This window comes from Pantoea sp. X-Soil-TKNS-1279, assembly GCF_059730565.1.
In genome coordinates, this window is sequence record NZ_AP035948.1 from 1,998,042 (window position 1) to 2,013,118 (window position 15,077).

General features: G+C 56.0%; 13 protein-coding genes. 5 read left to right on the forward strand and 8 right to left on the reverse strand.

The window, feature by feature from the left end:
- Nucleotides 1-3: 3 nt before the first annotated feature.
- The 6 genes from rsxD to ydgT all read right to left on the reverse strand — a co-directional run bounded on the left by rsxD (nucleotide 4) and on the right by ydgT (nucleotide 5,441).
- A complete protein-coding gene (rsxD, locus tag AC6I8N_RS09515) occupies nucleotides 4-1,062 on the reverse strand; it encodes an electron transport complex subunit RsxD (protein WP_021185193.1) in 1,059 nt (352 codons plus the stop codon).
- The gene (rsxC, locus tag AC6I8N_RS09520) at nucleotides 1,063-3,396 is read right to left on the reverse strand and encodes an electron transport complex subunit RsxC (protein WP_497830577.1); all 2,334 of its coding nucleotides are present in this window, start codon (nucleotides 3,394-3,396) and stop codon (nucleotides 1,063-1,065) included.
- Nucleotides 3,389-3,967, reverse strand: coding sequence for an electron transport complex subunit RsxB (gene rsxB / locus AC6I8N_RS09525; RefSeq protein WP_497830578.1), 579 nt, complete (start codon nucleotides 3,965-3,967; stop codon nucleotides 3,389-3,391). Before rsxB ends, rsxC begins: the two co-directional genes overlap by 8 nt.
- Nucleotides 3,967-4,548: an electron transport complex subunit RsxA gene (gene rsxA / locus AC6I8N_RS09530; protein ID WP_021185190.1), complete on the reverse strand. Its 582-nt coding sequence runs from the start codon at nucleotides 4,546-4,548 to the stop codon at nucleotides 3,967-3,969. Before rsxA ends, rsxB begins: the two co-directional genes overlap by 1 nt.
- A 123-nt stretch (nucleotides 4,549-4,671) precedes the next feature.
- On the reverse strand, nucleotides 4,672-5,115 hold the full coding sequence (locus tag AC6I8N_RS09535; RefSeq protein WP_021185189.1) for a DUF2569 domain-containing protein: 444 nt from the start codon (nucleotides 5,113-5,115) through the stop codon (nucleotides 4,672-4,674).
- A 110-nt stretch (nucleotides 5,116-5,225) separates the two neighbouring features.
- Nucleotides 5,226-5,441 (reverse strand): transcription modulator YdgT, encoded by a 216-nt coding sequence (gene ydgT / locus AC6I8N_RS09540; RefSeq protein WP_021185188.1) that lies wholly within the window; start codon nucleotides 5,439-5,441, stop codon nucleotides 5,226-5,228.
- A gap of 672 nt (nucleotides 5,442-6,113) precedes the next feature.
- Here ydgT and ytfQ point away from each other — a divergent pair.
- From ytfQ to AC6I8N_RS09565, 5 genes are all read left to right on the forward strand, one after another.
- Complete coding sequence (gene ytfQ / locus AC6I8N_RS09545) at nucleotides 6,114-7,070, forward strand: galactofuranose ABC transporter, galactofuranose-binding protein YtfQ (protein WP_021185186.1); 957 nt, start codon at nucleotides 6,114-6,116, stop codon at nucleotides 7,068-7,070.
- Between the two features lie 55 nt (nucleotides 7,071-7,125).
- A complete protein-coding gene (locus tag AC6I8N_RS09550) occupies nucleotides 7,126-8,646 on the forward strand; it encodes a sugar ABC transporter ATP-binding protein (RefSeq protein WP_021185185.1) in 1,521 nt (506 codons plus the stop codon).
- The gene (gene ytfT / locus AC6I8N_RS09555; protein ID WP_021185184.1) at nucleotides 8,639-9,655 is read left to right on the forward strand and encodes a galactofuranose ABC transporter, ATP-binding protein YtfT; all 1,017 of its coding nucleotides are present in this window, start codon (nucleotides 8,639-8,641) and stop codon (nucleotides 9,653-9,655) included. Before AC6I8N_RS09550 ends, ytfT begins: the two co-directional genes overlap by 8 nt.
- Nucleotides 9,652-10,638, forward strand: coding sequence for a galactofuranose ABC transporter, permease protein YjfF (gene yjfF / locus AC6I8N_RS09560; protein ID WP_021185183.1), 987 nt, complete (start codon nucleotides 9,652-9,654; stop codon nucleotides 10,636-10,638). The genes ytfT and yjfF overlap by 4 nt, the downstream gene beginning before the upstream one ends.
- Before the next feature lie 219 nt (nucleotides 10,639-10,857).
- Nucleotides 10,858-11,751 (forward strand): Rpn family recombination-promoting nuclease/putative transposase, encoded by an 894-nt coding sequence (locus AC6I8N_RS09565; protein WP_497830579.1) that lies wholly within the window; start codon nucleotides 10,858-10,860, stop codon nucleotides 11,749-11,751.
- Nucleotides 11,752-11,837: 86 nt separating this feature from the next.
- Here AC6I8N_RS09565 and araA read toward each other — a convergent pair whose 3' ends face one another.
- Complete coding sequence (gene araA, locus AC6I8N_RS09570; protein WP_036626909.1) at nucleotides 11,838-13,340, reverse strand: L-arabinose isomerase; 1,503 nt, start codon at nucleotides 13,338-13,340, stop codon at nucleotides 11,838-11,840.
- Between the two features lie 12 nt (nucleotides 13,341-13,352).
- Entirely contained in the window at nucleotides 13,353-15,038 is a 1,686-nt protein-coding gene (locus AC6I8N_RS09575) for a ribulokinase (protein WP_036626906.1), read from the reverse strand.
- Nucleotides 15,039-15,077: the final 39 nt, after the last annotated feature.

Here is a 15,077-nt window from a genome sequence, read left to right on the forward strand (position 1 = left end):
CGGTTAATCCTTGCGATGGCCATACACGCGCGGCTGGGTGTAGTAATCAATCAACGGCACACAAATGTTAGCCAGCAATACGGCAAAGGCCACGCCATCCGGGTAGCCGCCATAACTGCGAATCAACCACACCAGCAGACCAATCAACGCGCCATAAATCAGGCGACCACGATTGGTGGTGGAAGCGGTCACCGGATCGGTGGCGATAAAGAATGCGCCCAGCATGGTTGCGCCAGAAAACAGGTGGATCAGCGGCGAGTTGAGCGACTCCGGTGAAAACAGCCAGCCGAGGGTGGCACAGAATGCCAGCGACAGCAGAAAGCTCACCGGGATATGCCAGCGGATGGCGTTTTTCGCCAGCAACAGCATGCCGCCCAGCAGATAACCGACGTTCACCCACTGCCAGCCAAGACCGGCCAGCACGCCATGATAAATCGGCGCGGCCAGCAGTTGCTCCGCGCTGTGACCGGCGCGCAGCCCGGTTTTAAACGTATCAAGCGGGGTCGCCTGGCTGACGCCATCAACACCAAGTTGCAGCTGCTGCATGGTTTCACCCGCCAGCGTGTGGTGGGTAAAGATCATGCTGAGGGAGTCAAGCAGGCCGGGTTTGATCGATTGCAACGCGTCCGGCGGCATCCAACTGGTCATCTGCACCGGGAAGGAGATCAGCAGCACCACATAACCGACCATCGCAGGGTTAAACGGGTTCTGTCCCAGACCACCATACAGTTGTTTGGCGATCACAATGGCAAACACCGTGCCAATCACCACCAGCCACCAGGGGGCCAGCGGCGGCAGGCTGATGCCCAGCAGCAGTGCAGTCAGCAGGGCGGAGTTATCGGCCAGCGTGGGGACCACCGGGGTTTTGCGCAGACGCAAGATCACGCCTTCCGTTGCCCATGCGGTGGCAATCGCGAGTATCACCTGAATCAGAAAGCCAATACCAAAAAAATACCATTGCGCTGCCATGCCCGGCAGCGCCGCCAGTACCACCAACAGCATAATATTTCCGGTGCTGCGGCGGTTATGGGTATAAGGGGAACTTGCGATACGAAAAGCCATTTAATCCTCAGACGTCGAAGGCTGCTGCTGCGCGGCTTTGCGCGCTTTGGCACGGGCGACCGCGGCGGCAATCGCTGCTTTACGCGGGTCGGCGGAGTCAGGAGACGCAGCGGCCTCCGGTTCATCTATATCGGCAGCGGCCGGTTGCGCGGCAGCCGCTTTTTTCGCTTTGGCACGGGCAATGGCGGCTTCGACAGCGGCTTTACGCGGATCAACCGTTTCAGCCGGTGCGCTTTCGACTGGTTCGACCGTTGCCGCTTTCTTCGCTTTGGCACGGGCAATGGCAGCTTCGACCGCCGCTTTGCGCGGGTCAACCGTTTCAGCCGGTGCGCTTTCGGCCGGTTCGGCGGCAGCCGCTTTCTTCGCTTTAGCGCGGGCAATGGCGGCTTCGACAGCGGCTTTGCGCGGGTCGATCGTTTCAGCCGGTGCGCTTTCGGCCGGTTCGGCGGCAGCCGCTTTCTTCGCTTTAGCGCGGGCAATGGCGGCTTCGACAGCGGCTTTGCGCGGGTCGATCGTTTCAGCTGGTGCGCTTTCTACCGGTTCGGCGGCAGCCGCTTTCTTCGCTTTAGCGCGGGCAATGGCGGCTTCGACAGCGGCTTTGCGCGGGTCAACCGTTTCAGCCGGTGCGCTTTCGACCGGTTCGACCGTTGCCGCTTTCTTCGCTTTGGCACGGGCAATGGCAGCTTCGACCGCCGCTTTGCGCGGGTCACCGGCCTGACGGCTCAGTGCCTGGGTTTCAGCCTGGGTTTCTGCCTGACGTGCCAGCGCCTGAGCATGGCGGGCTTCACTTTCAGCCGCTTCCTGTTCCGGGGTTTTGGCCTGACGCGCTTTCACCCGAGCTACCGCGGCATCCAGTTCACCCTGGTCGCTACGGGCCACGCGCTGTTTCGCCTGTTCATGACGTGCTTCGCGCGCCAGTTTTTCTCGCTCCAGCCGCGCCTGACGTGCCTCAAAGCGTGCTTTGGCTTCGGCAGTACGTTTTGCTTCCAGGTCGATAGCACGCAGTTCGGCTTTCTCCTGGCGATAGTATTGCACCAGCGGGATGTTGCTCGGGCAGACATAAGCGCAGGCACCGCATTCGATGCAGTCATCAATATGATGGGCGCGCGCTTTATCGTGGTCGGCGCCCTGGCTGTACCAGTAGAGTTGTTGCGGCAACAGATTGGCCGGACAGGCATCAGCACAGGCGCTGCAACGGATACAGGATTGCTCTTCCGGGGTGCTTCCCATCTCGCTGGCGGAGGGGGCCAGAATACAGTTGGTAATTTTTACCACCGGCACGTCCAGCGAAGGCAGGGTGAAGCCCATCAGTGGGCCACCCATTATCACCATCTGGCGTGATGCTGGGGTAAAACCGGCATGGTGCAGCAGATGACTCACCGGGGTACCAAGACGGCCCCAGACGTTACGCGGCTGACTAATGGCTTCGCCGGTCAGTGTCACCACGCGCTCGGTGATTGGTTCGCCATCGACAATGGCACGCTTCACCGCCCAGGCAGTGCCGACGTTTTGCATCAGCACGCCGATATCGGTAGAACGCCCGCCATGTGGCACTTCCAGACCGGTCAGAATTTTGGTCAGCTGCTTGGCCCCGCCGGAGGGGTATTTCGTGGGGATCACCCGCAGTTGCAGATCGCGTTCGTCAGCCAGCGCCTGTTTCAGCGCGGCAATCGCTTCCGGTTTGTTATCTTCGACGCCGATCAACACGCGCTCCGCCTGTAACACCCAGGCAAGAATACGGCAGCCTTCCAGCACTTCTGCGGCGCAATCCTGCATCAGGCGGTCATCGGCGGTGATATAAGGTTCACATTCGGCGGCATTGATAATCAGGGTTTTGACGCCGCGCAGGCCACCGCGCAATTTGGTGGCTGTGGGGAAGCCCGCGCCACCCAGTCCGGCGATCCCGGCATCATGGATGCGTTTAACCACGTCTTCACGCGTCAGGGCACGGTAATCAGGTTGTGGATCGAGCGCCGTCCAGCGGTCCTCACCGTCGGCGACAAGGAAAATGCACAGCTCAGACAACCCGGACGGGTGGGCGGTCATATGCGGCGCAATCGCTTCAATGGTGCCGGATGTGGGCGCGTGCACTGGCAGCATTCGGCCATTACCGAATGTCAGCGGCTGGCCGCGCAGCACATGTTCACCAGGCGCGACACAAATCTCGCCTTCATGACCAATATGTTGCTTCAGCGGGATGATAAAACGTTCCGGCAGCGGGAGTTGGCTGAGCGGTGTACCGTTCGACTGTGTTTTCATTTCCGGCGGATGAATGCCGCCCTGAAAATCCCACAATTTCTCTTTGCGGAACAGGGTGTTGAGCAAATTAAGCATGGCTTTCTACCGGGATCACCCGTACAGGAATAGTTTCAAGATCCCACTTCCAGTTGGCCGTGGTGGTGGCAACCGGACGCATCTCGATGCAATCGGTCGGACAAGGCGCAACGCACAGATCGCAACCGGTGCAGGCATCGCTCAGTACGGTGTGCATAGCGCGGGTGGCGCCGACAATCGCATCGACCGGGCAGGCCTGAATACACTTGGTACAACCGATGCAGTTGGCTTCGTCGATCCACGCCACGGTGCGTACCGGTGCCAACACCTCTGCACCGCCATCCAGCGGTTGCGGATCGACGTTCAGCAACGCCGCCAGTTTTAGCATGGTCTGCTCGCCACCGGGGGCGCATTTGTTGATCGCCTCACCATTGTTCCCGACGGCATCGGCATAGGGACGGCAACCCGGATAGCCGCACTGACCGCATTGGCTTTGCGGCAGAATGGCATCAATCTGTTCAACAATCGGGTCTTCTTCAACTTCAAAACGGCGCGCAGCGTAGCCGAGCAGGCCACCAAAAACCAGGCTCAGGGCGCTTAATACGGCAATAGCAATCCAAATCGCGGTCATCAGAATTTCACCAGACCACTAAAGCCCATAAACGCCAGCGCCATCAGGCCAGCGGTGATCAGGGCGATTGAATTGCCTTTAAATGGGGTCGGGACATTAGCCAGCACCAGGCGTTCGCGGATCCCGGCAAACAGCACCATCACCAGTGAGAAACCGAGCGAGGCACTAAAGCCATACAATGCGGCTTGCAGAAAGGTATGGTTAAGGTTGACGCTCAGCAGCGGCACGCCCAGCACCGCACAGTTGGTGGTGATCAGCGGCAGAAAGATGCCGAGCAGGCGATAGAGCGACGGGCTGGTTTTACGCACCACCATTTCGGTGAACTGCACCACGACGGCAATCACCAGGATATAGGCCATGGTACGCAGATAGACTAAGTCCAGCGGCACCAGGATCAAATGGTTGACCAGCCAGGCGCAAATAGACGCCAGCGTAATCACGAAGGTGGTGGCAAGTCCCATGCCAATGGCCGTTTCCAGTTTTTTTGACACACCCATGAACGGGCAAAGTCCGAGGAACTTTACCAGAACGAAGTTGTTCACCAGCACGGTGCCAATAAAGAGCAGTAAATAATCGGTCATTATGAAACCTGGGAAGCCGAAAGGCGTCTATTATCCGGAATTGAGAACTGTATCTCAACCCGAGCCGCGTTTGCAGCCCGGTTGAGAGCACTCAGAATTAAATTCCTGACGATTCTTGCGGCATTACGGCTGGATAAACGTCTGTTTTACGCGTTGGGAGCGTTTGAAATAGGGAACAAAAACCGCCGCTGCCAGCAATGACAGCAGTAACGTCTGGATTGCTTTGCTATCAGAAACCGGGGTAAAAGCAAAGGTTTTCATCGCCAGCAACACTGTCATCAGCAGCCAGAGAATGTAATGGCGTGGCAGACGGCGTGATCGCTTACAGAAAATCCAGCATACCCAAATGCTATATACCCAGACCAGGCCTGCGGTCAGCAATGAAATCGACCATTGCGTCAGCAGCAGCCCGCCGTGCGAAAACAACGTGGTGCGCAGTTCAGGATTAAACAGCGGGCTGAGATACATGGCGACCACCAGGGCGCTGGTGAGCATGGTCATAATCAGCCAGGCGAGCGGCAGCAGCAGCCAGCCAGCAATGCGCGGGGGATTTACCTGTTCGGTCATCGAATAAGTCCAGTTACCAGGATAAGGTGTGGCAGAACGTATCATGTCCAAACGGGGCACGCCCGACCTGGACAACGCAATATTATCGAGAAGCAGGAAGCCGGGGTGAGTTAAACCACGTAACGCCAGACTGATTTCGGCACACAACCGAGATCGAATAAACGACCACCAGAAGCGAGTTCAGCACGACGATGATCGGCAGCGCGATACATATTGATGATCTCATTATCATCTGTCAGTGAATAATTGAGATGGTCGTAGAGTTTTTCCAGACTCTCAAGATTATTCACTTTACGGAATTTCAGCAGGTAATCGAGCGCAGTCATGATTGCCATTAATAAATAAAGAACAGGGAAGCGCCAAGTATAGGGAGCACGCAGCGAGAGTCCATATGTCAACCGTAAAAAAATTCAAAAATCAGACAAAGTGAGCTAATTCGCTCATCAAAAGACACTTTTTCAGCCTTTATTCCTTTTATTATGCATCAGCATGATGAAACTAAGCCAAATCTCTGCCGGTTTTCAGGCAGTGGTGAGAAAAATTCACACCCCAGCTCATCAAATGAGCCAGCGTTATTTTCCCGGTTTTATAGCGCTATTTTCCCTCACGCGGCGATCAAAGTTCCCGGTTTATTCCCAACTGGCCTGAAATTTTTTGTACAGGTTATGAAACCTTACATTGCAATGTGTGCGTCCAGTCACAAATCGATCAATTCCTCTCATGAAAGCCTCATAACCATTCTTTACGCGGTGCCTGTAATCGTTTCCAGCGTTATGCGACATAAGCGATTCTCTTTATTACATTTATTTAACGGCAGAGGCGAGAAATATCAGGTGTTTTGTCCATAACTGCGATGGGCGTTTTGTCAGTAAACTTATCGTAACCCCTTTAATTCATTCTGTTTTGTGAGGCATGTCGCTCTCAGGGAGCGGCTTTTGCGCCAGGCTTAAACCGCGTTTGTACCCCCTACAGCACACTCCCTTCAGAGGAATGAAATTATGTGGAAACGTTTACTCTTGTCCGTCATGGTGAGCGCGGCGATTAGCGCACCGGTCCTGGCGGCTGATATGACAGTTGGATTCTCGCAGGTTGGCTCGGAATCCGGCTGGCGTTCTGCGGAAACTAACGTGGCAAAAACCGAAGCGCAGAAGCGGGGCATCACGCTGAAAATCGCGGATGGTCAGCAGAAACAGGAGAACCAGATCAAGGCAGTGCGTTCATTCATCGCCCAGGGCGTGGATGCCATCTTTATCGCCCCGGTGGTGCAGACTGGCTGGGAACCGGTGCTGGAAGAAGCTAAAGACGCCAAGATCCCGGTGTTCCTGCTCGACCGCGCGATCGTCGTGAATGACAAGTCACTGTATGAGTCGGTGGTGACAGCGGATAACGTGCTGGAAGGCAAGTTGATTGGTGACTGGTTGGTGAAAACCCTCGCGGGCAAGCAGTGTAACGTCGTGGAATTGCAGGGCACCGTGGGTGCCAGCGTGGCGATTGACCGTAAGAAAGGGTTTGCCGAAGCCATTGCCGGACACCCCAACATCAAAATTATCCGTTCTCAGTCCGGCGACTTTACCCGCAGTAAGGGTAAAGAGGTGATGGAGAGCTTTATCAAAGCGGAGAACAATGGCAAGAACATCTGCATGGTGTTCGCGCACAATGACGACATGGTGATTGGTGCGATTCAGGCCATTAAAGAAGCGGGCCTGAAACCGGGCAAAGATATCCTGACTGGCTCGATTGACGGTGTACCGGATATCTACAAAGCGATGCTGGCAGGCGAAGCCAATGCCAACGTCGAGCTGACACCGAACATGGCCGGTCCGGCGTTTGATGCGTTGGAAAAACTGAAAAAAGATGGCACGCAGCCGCCAAAAATCATCCGCACCCAGTCGAAACTCTTCCTGCCAGCGGATGCACAGACGGAACTCGATAAGAAAAAGAACATGGGTTACTGATCCCCGCACCGCCCTCCGGGGCGGTTTTTCATGACGTAAGGCGAGGCAGGTCCGTATGACTACACCACAAGAAGAGGCACTGCTGACCATCAGCGGCGTCAGCAAAGGTTTCCCCGGCGTGAAAGCGTTGGATAACGTGTCGTTCAGTATCCGCAAAGGCGAAATCATGGCGCTACTGGGAGAGAACGGGGCAGGTAAATCCACGCTGATAAAAGTGCTGACCGGCGTGTACAGCCGTGATGCCGGGGTGATCACCCTGAATGGCAAAGCGATTACACCGCATAACACCGGCGATGCCCAATTAATGGGTATCGGCACCGTTTACCAGGAAGTAAACCTGCTGCCCAATATGTCGGTGGCGGATAATTTATATATCGGTCGCGAGCCGCGACGTTTTGGCATCATCGATCGCAAACGTATGGTGCGCGATGCCGATGCGCTGATGCGCAAATACGGCTTTGCCCTCGATGTGACGCGTCAGCTCGGCCATTATTCGGTGGCGATGCAGCAGATTATCGCCATTTGTCGCGCGGTGGATCTGTCGGCACAGGTGTTGATCCTCGATGAACCCACCGCCAGCCTCGACGCCAGTGAGGTCGAGATGTTGTTTACCCTGATGGCGCAGTTAAAAGCCAAAGGGATGAGCCTGATTTTTGTCACTCACTTCCTCGATCAGGTGTATCGCATCACCGATCGCATTACGGTGCTGCGCAATGGTCAGTTTATCGCCACTCGCGACACAGCATCGCTGCCACGTATCGAGCTAATCAAGCTGATGCTGGGGCGTGAGCTGCTGGAGACGGCGCTACAACGTCAGGGCAGCACCCTACGCAGCAATCAGCCGGTAGTGGCGTTTGAAGATTACGGTAAGAAGGGCACCATCGAGCCGTTCAGTTTGCAGGTGCGTCCGGGTGAAGTGGTGGGTCTGGCCGGGCTGTTGGGCTCGGGACGCACCGAAACCGCCGAAGTGTTGTTTGGCATCCGCCGAGCCGATCGCGGCACCGCCACCATTAAGGGTAAGGTGCAACAGATTCGTACGCCGGCTAAAGCCTCGAAGCTGGGGATGGGTTTTTGCCCGGAGGACCGCAAAACCGATGGCATAATTGGTAAGGCGTCGGTGCGGGAAAACATTATCCTCGCGTTGCAGGCGCAGCGTGGCTGGCTGCGTCCGATCAAAAAACGCGAACAACAGGCGATTGCCGAACGTTTTATTAAAAGTCTTGGCATTCGTACACCGCATGCCGATCAACCGGTTGAGTTATTGTCGGGCGGCAATCAGCAGAAAGTACTGCTGTCGCGCTGGCTGGTGACCAAACCGCAATTTCTCATTCTTGACGAACCCACGCGGGGTATCGATGTCGGTGCTCACGCGGAGATTATTCGTCTGATTGAATCCCTGTGCGCCGACGGACTGGCGCTGCTGGTTATCTCCTCTGAACTCGAAGAACTGGTGGGGTACGCCGATCGCGTGTTGATTATGCGCGATTTGAAGCAGGTGGCGGAGATCCCCCTTGAGCAGCTGTCGGTAGCGTCGATTGTCAACGCTATCGCCCACGGAGGAGAACAACATGCTTGAATCCGATATGACGTCTGAAAAAACCAATCGGCGTAAGCTGAAACTGCCGCCCGGTATGCCGCAAATTGCCGCGCTGGTGCTGGTGCTGCTGGTGGACAGCCTGGTAGCAAATAACTTCTTTGCCGTGCATTTACAGGATGGCCGCCTGTTTGGTAGCCCGATCGATATTCTCAACCGTGCCGCACCGGTAGCGCTGCTGGCAGTGGGGATGACGCTGGTGATTGCCACCGGGGGAATTGATTTGTCAGTAGGGGCGGTGATGGCGATTGCCGGGGCTACGGCGGCGACGCTCACCGTGGCCGGGCATAGTCTGCCGTTTATCATTCTCGCGACACTGGGCACCGGGCTGGCATGTGGTTTGTGGAACGGCGTGCTGGTGGCGTTGCTGCGAATTCAACCGTTCGTCGCCACCTTGATTTTGATGGTAGCCGGACGCGGTGTGGCGCAGCTCATCACCCAGGGGCAAATCGTGACTTTTGATAACGATAACCTGTCGTGGTTTGGTAGCGGCTCGTTGTGGCTGTTGCCGGTGCCAGTGTGGATTACGTTAGTGGTGGCGCTGGCGGTGTGGCTGGTAACACGCAAGACGGCGCTGGGGCTGTTTATTGAAGCGGTGGGGATTAACCTGCGTGCGGCGCGCAATGCAGGCGTTACCGGCTGGCTGGTCGTGATGTCAACCTACGCCATCAGTGGCGTATGTGCCGCAGTAGCCGGGTTAATTGTTGCCGCCGATATCCGCGGAGCGGATGCCAATAACGCCGGATTGTGGCTGGAGCTGGATGCGATTCTGGCGGTGGTAATTGGCGGTGCATCACTGATGGGCGGGCGTTTTAATTTGGTGCTGTCGCTGATTGGTGCGCTGATTATTCAGTCGATGAATACCGGGATTCTGCTGTCTGGTTTCCCACCCGAACTGAACCAGGTGGTGAAGGCGATAGTGGTGATGTGCGTGTTGCTGATTCAGTCACCGCGCTTTCTTGCCATGCTGAAACGGAGGCGTCCATCATGATTAAACGTCATCTGCCTTTGATGATTACTTTGCTGGTGTTTGTCGCCGGATATCTGTTCTGCCTCAGCCAGTTCCCCGGCTTTGCCTCCACCAGGGTAATTTGTAATATCCTCACCGATAACGCATTTCTTGGCATAATCGCCGTGGGAATGACGTTTGTGATCCTGTCGGGAGGGATTGATTTATCGGTCGGGGCGGTGATTGCTTTTACCGGCGTGTTCCTTGCCCGCTTGATTGGGGATTACCATGTGGACCCGTTGCTGGCCTTTGCGCTGATTCTGGCGTTAGGGGCAGCCTTTGGCGCCATGATGGGCTGGTTGATTGATGGGTTAAAAATCCCGGCGTTTATTATTACCCTCGCCGGGATGTTTTTCCTGCGTGGGTGTAGCTACCTGGTATCGGAAAACTCGATCCCGATTGACCATCCGTTGTATGCCACGCTGTCGAGTATGGCGTGGAAAATTCCCGGCGGTGGGCGGTTAAGCTTGCTGGCGGTGATTATGCTGGTGGTGGTGGTCGGTGGCATTTTGCTGGCGCACCGCACGCGTTTTGGTAATCAGGTGTATGCCATTGGCGGCAACCTCACGTCGGCGCAGTTGATGGGGATCTCCACGCGCGCCACCACCATTAAGATTTATATGTTGTCGACCACGTTGGCAACGCTGGCAGGGATTGTGTTTTCCATCTATACCTCAGCGGGTTATGCGTTGGCCGGACTGGGTGTGGAGCTGGATGCCATTGCCTCGGTGGTGATTGGCGGCACGCTGCTCTCCGGTGGCGTAGGAACGGTGCTCGGTACGCTGTTTGGCGTATTAATTCAGGGGCTGATTCAGACGTGGATTAATTTCGACGGCACCCTGAGCTCCTGGTGGACCAAAATCGCCATCGGCATTTTGTTGTTCGCGTTTATCGCGCTGCAACGTTTGCTGACGGTGATGTGGGATCGCCAGCAGAATGCGCCGGTTAAACGGCTAACGTCCTGATGGCGTTGGTGTAGCGGCGCGATTTATCGCGCGCTTTTGACCTTCGTGGTTAAAAAAACGCGATAAATCGCGCCGCTACCGATGTGTACAATATGATTTATTCCTGAATCCATTCTGAATTCCTTATATCCCTCTGACATTTATCATCCTTATCTTTCAGTGAGATAGCGCCCATGTTAACGTCCGGCCACGTTGTTCATCCTGGCAGGGACGAGCTTAATGAGTGCAACCCCCACACCACACGATGCGCTATTCAAACGGTTTCTTAGTCATCAGGCTATCGCCAGACAGTTCCTGGAAATTCACTTGCCGCCGTTGATACTTCAGCGTTGTGACCTCGACACATTGCAATTGATCCCAACCACGTTTATAGAACGGGATCTGAGTGCGCTCTATTCTGATGTCCTCATGTCAATGAAGATGGAGGGGGGAGAGGGATATATTTATGCCTTGATTGAGCACCAAAGTTCTCCCGACAAGTTTATGACCCTGAGGATGATGCGCTATACCATCGCGGCTATGCAGCGCCATATTGATGAGGGGCATACCGAGCTGCCGATCGTCGTGCCAATGCTGTTCTATCACGGTAAAACCAGCCCCTATCCTTATGCGATGGACTGGCTATCCTCATTTCGCGACCGGGAGCTGGCGACGCAAATATTTTGCCAACCCTTTCCGCTGGTGGATGTCACCGTGCTCCCGGATGAGCAAATCATGACACACCGTGGCGTGGCGCGGCTGGAAATGGCCCATAAGATCGTACGCCTGCGTGACCTGCTGGAAAATATCGACCCAATGGCAACCCTGCTGGCGGTGGATTACAATGATGACCTGTCAATCGACGTCATCTTTTACCTGCTGCGGCATGGCGATACCGATGATCGGGAAAAGGTGATTGAGATACTGATACAGGGCAAACCGCAACTAAAGGCACAGATCATGACAATTGAACAACAGTGGCGGCTGGAGTCACGTCTGGAAGGGCGGCAGGAAGGACTTCAGGAAGGTCGGCTGGAGATGGCACGACGCATGCTTTCGGAAAAATTAGACCTTAAAACCATTATCAAGGTAACCGGTTTAAGCGAAGGTGAGTTACGGGAGCTTTGCTCCTGAATTGATATTGCTACCGCGAAAGTCTTTTCAGTACCGCAAATAAAAGGGTCGCGATTAATCGCGACCCGATAGCCACCTGATAACGATTAACGCATTAAACGGTAGTACGCTTCATTCCAGCGCAGTGCATCTTTGAACGCCGGTAAGCGCGTTTCTTCATCAATGACCAACACCTCGATACCGTTCAGTTCGCCGTACAGATAAAGGTCATCCAGGTCCAGTGCCTGACTGAATACCGTATGGTGCGCGCCACCTGCCAGAATCCAGGCTTCGGACGCGGTCGCCAGTGACGGTTGTGCACGCCACAAGGCACGCGCGACCGGCAGTTTTGGCAGCGGTTTTGGTTGCTCAATGGCATCCACGACGTTCACCAGCAGACGGAAGCGGTCACCCAAATCGATCACGCTGGCATTCACCGCGCGTCCAGCCGGAGTAGAGAAAATCAGGCGTGCCGGATCGGCTTTGCCGCCAATACCGAGGAATTGCACATCAATCAACGGTTTCTCTTCTTTGGCGATCGACGGACACACTTCCAGCATATGCGAGCCCAGCACCAGGTCATTGCCGGGTGAGAAGTGGTAGGTGTAATCCTCCATAAATGAGGTCCCGCCGGCACGATTACCCGCCTGCACCTTCAGGATGTGCAGTAACGCCGCCGTTTTCCAGTCACCTTCACCGGCAAACCCGTAGCCCTGGCCCATCAGACGTTGTACCGCCAGGCCGGGAAGCTGCTTCATACCGTGCAGCGTCTGGAAATTGGTGGTAAAGGCTTTGCAACCTTCGGCATCAAGAAAGCGTTTCAGCCCCAGTTCGATACGTGCTGCATCCAGAACGTTCTGACGTTTTTCACCGTTTACTGCCGCAACTTCGCTGAAGCGATAGTGACTTTCGTATTCATCGATCAACGCATTGACGTCGCCATCACTGACGCTGTTCACCACCTCGACTAAATCGCCCACGCCCCAGCCATTCACCGCATAGCCAAACTGAATTTGCGCGGCCACTTTGTCACCCTCGGTGACGGCCACTTCACGCATATTGTCGCCGAAGCGGGCAACTTTAAGCTGCTGGCTGGCCTGACGCGCCTGAGCGGCCCGGATCCAGCGACCAATGCGTTGCTGGCTCTCTTTATCCTGCCAGTGTCCGGTGACCACGCTGTGCTGGAGGCCCATACGCGCGCCGATAAAACCAAACTCGCGACCGCCGTGTGCGGTCTGGTTCAGGTTCATAAAATCCATATCCATGCTGTCCCACGGGATCTCGGCATTAAACTGGGTATGGAATTGCAGCAACGGCTTATTCAGGATGCTCAGGCCGCCAATCCACATTTTGGCGGGTGAGAAGGTGTGCAGCCAGGTAATGATGCCGATACATTCATTGGCGTGATTCGCCTCGCGGCACAGCGCCAGCGCTTCATCCGGCGACTTCACCAACGGCTTCAACACCAGTTGCAGGGGCAAGGTGCCCGCCTGGTTAAGGCCATCCATCACCTGACGAGCGTGTTGTTCCACCTGGCGTAACGTTTCCGCCCCGTAGAGGTGTTGCGTACCAATGACAAACCACACCTGTTGTGTGTTGTGCTGTTCCATAAAACCACTCCTTCACTTAGCGGAAACGGTGCGTGCGGCATACTGCGGTTCAGCGGCCTGGCACCAATGTTGATAGCGTTGATAAAGTTGCTGATAGCGCGCTACGCGCTGGCTGTCCGGTTGCAACGTGACGTCAATCGGGCTGGCCATCACCTGCTGAGCAGCCGGAACATCGGCATAGACTTGCGCAGCAACGGCGGCAAAAATGGCGGCCCCGAGGGCGCAACATTCATCGGAGGCGACAATATCCAGCGGTCGGTTCATCACATCGCAACAGGCTTGCATAATGGCTGGCGATTTGCGCGCGATGCCGCCGAGGGTCAGCACGTTCTCCACCGGGATTTGCTGTTGCTCGAAGCACTCCATAATGGCGCGTGCGCCGAAGGCGGTGGCGGCGATCAGCCCGCCGAACAACGCCGGGGCATCGGTGCCAAGATTGAGGTCGGTAATCACCCCTTTCAGACGCTGGTTCGCATCCGGGGTGCGGCGTCCGTTAAACCAGTCCAGCACGACCGGCAGATGGTCGAGCTGCGGATCGGCAGCCCAGGCTTCCGTCAATTGACGGATCAGATCTTTTTGCAGGCTTTCCAGTTGGGGACGCAACTCAGGATGTTGTTGCGCCGCCTGTTGTAGCGGCCAGCCGAGCAGGCGGCTGAACCAGGCATAGATATCGCCAAAAGCGGATTGTCCGGCTTCACAGCCGATGGCACCCGGCACCACGCTGCCATCCACCTGGCCGCAGATGCCTTTAATCGCGCGATCACCCACTTTTTCACTGTCGGCAATCAGAATGTCGCAGGTCGAGGTGCCAATCACCTTCACCAGGGTATAAGGTTGCGCACCGGCACCGACCGCCCCCATATGACAGTCAAAAGCACCGCCGGACAGCACCACCTGCCGGGACAGACCAAGACGTTGCGACCATTCGGCGCTTAACGTGCCGACCGGGATATCTGCCGTCCAGGTGTCGGTAAATAAGGGATAGTCGAGCTGTTCGGTTAACAGGGGATCAAGCGCATTGAGGAAATCAGCGGGCGGCAGGCCTTGCCAGTCCGGGTGCCAGAGGGATTTATGTCCGGCGGCGCAGCGACCACGGCGCAGTTGCTGCGGCGCGGTGGTGCCACTCAGCAACGCCGGAACCCAGTCACAAAGCTCGACCCAGGAGACGGCGGCATCACGCACCGCAGCATCTTCACGCGATACATGCAAAATTTTGGCCCAGAACCACTCCGACGAATAAATGCCGCCGATATAACGGGTGTAATCGGTGAAACGACCGCTGTGGCACAGCTGATTAATCTCTTCGGCTTCTTCTATAGCGGTGTGATCTTTCCACAACACAAACATCGCATTGGGGTTGTCGGCAAACTCTGGACGTAACGCCAGTACCTTGCCCTCACGATCGATCGGTGCCGGGGTCGAACCGGTGCTGTCCACGCCAATGCCGACGACGGCTGCGCGCTGTTCAGGGCTGAGAGCCTGCACCACCGTGACCAGCGCCTGTTCCAGCGCATCAATATAATCCTGAGGATGGTGGCGAAAGCGGTTGGCATGCGCATCGCAAAACAATCCTTTGGCCCAGCGGGGGTAGTTGACCACCGCTTTTTCCAGTTCTTTGCCACTGTGGCAGTCCACGGCCAGGGCTCGGACAGAATCGCTGCCAAAATCCAGCCCGATGGTGATAGCGCCAGCGCCCATTGAAATTCTCCTGTGTCAGTTATCTGTGGTTATCCTGGA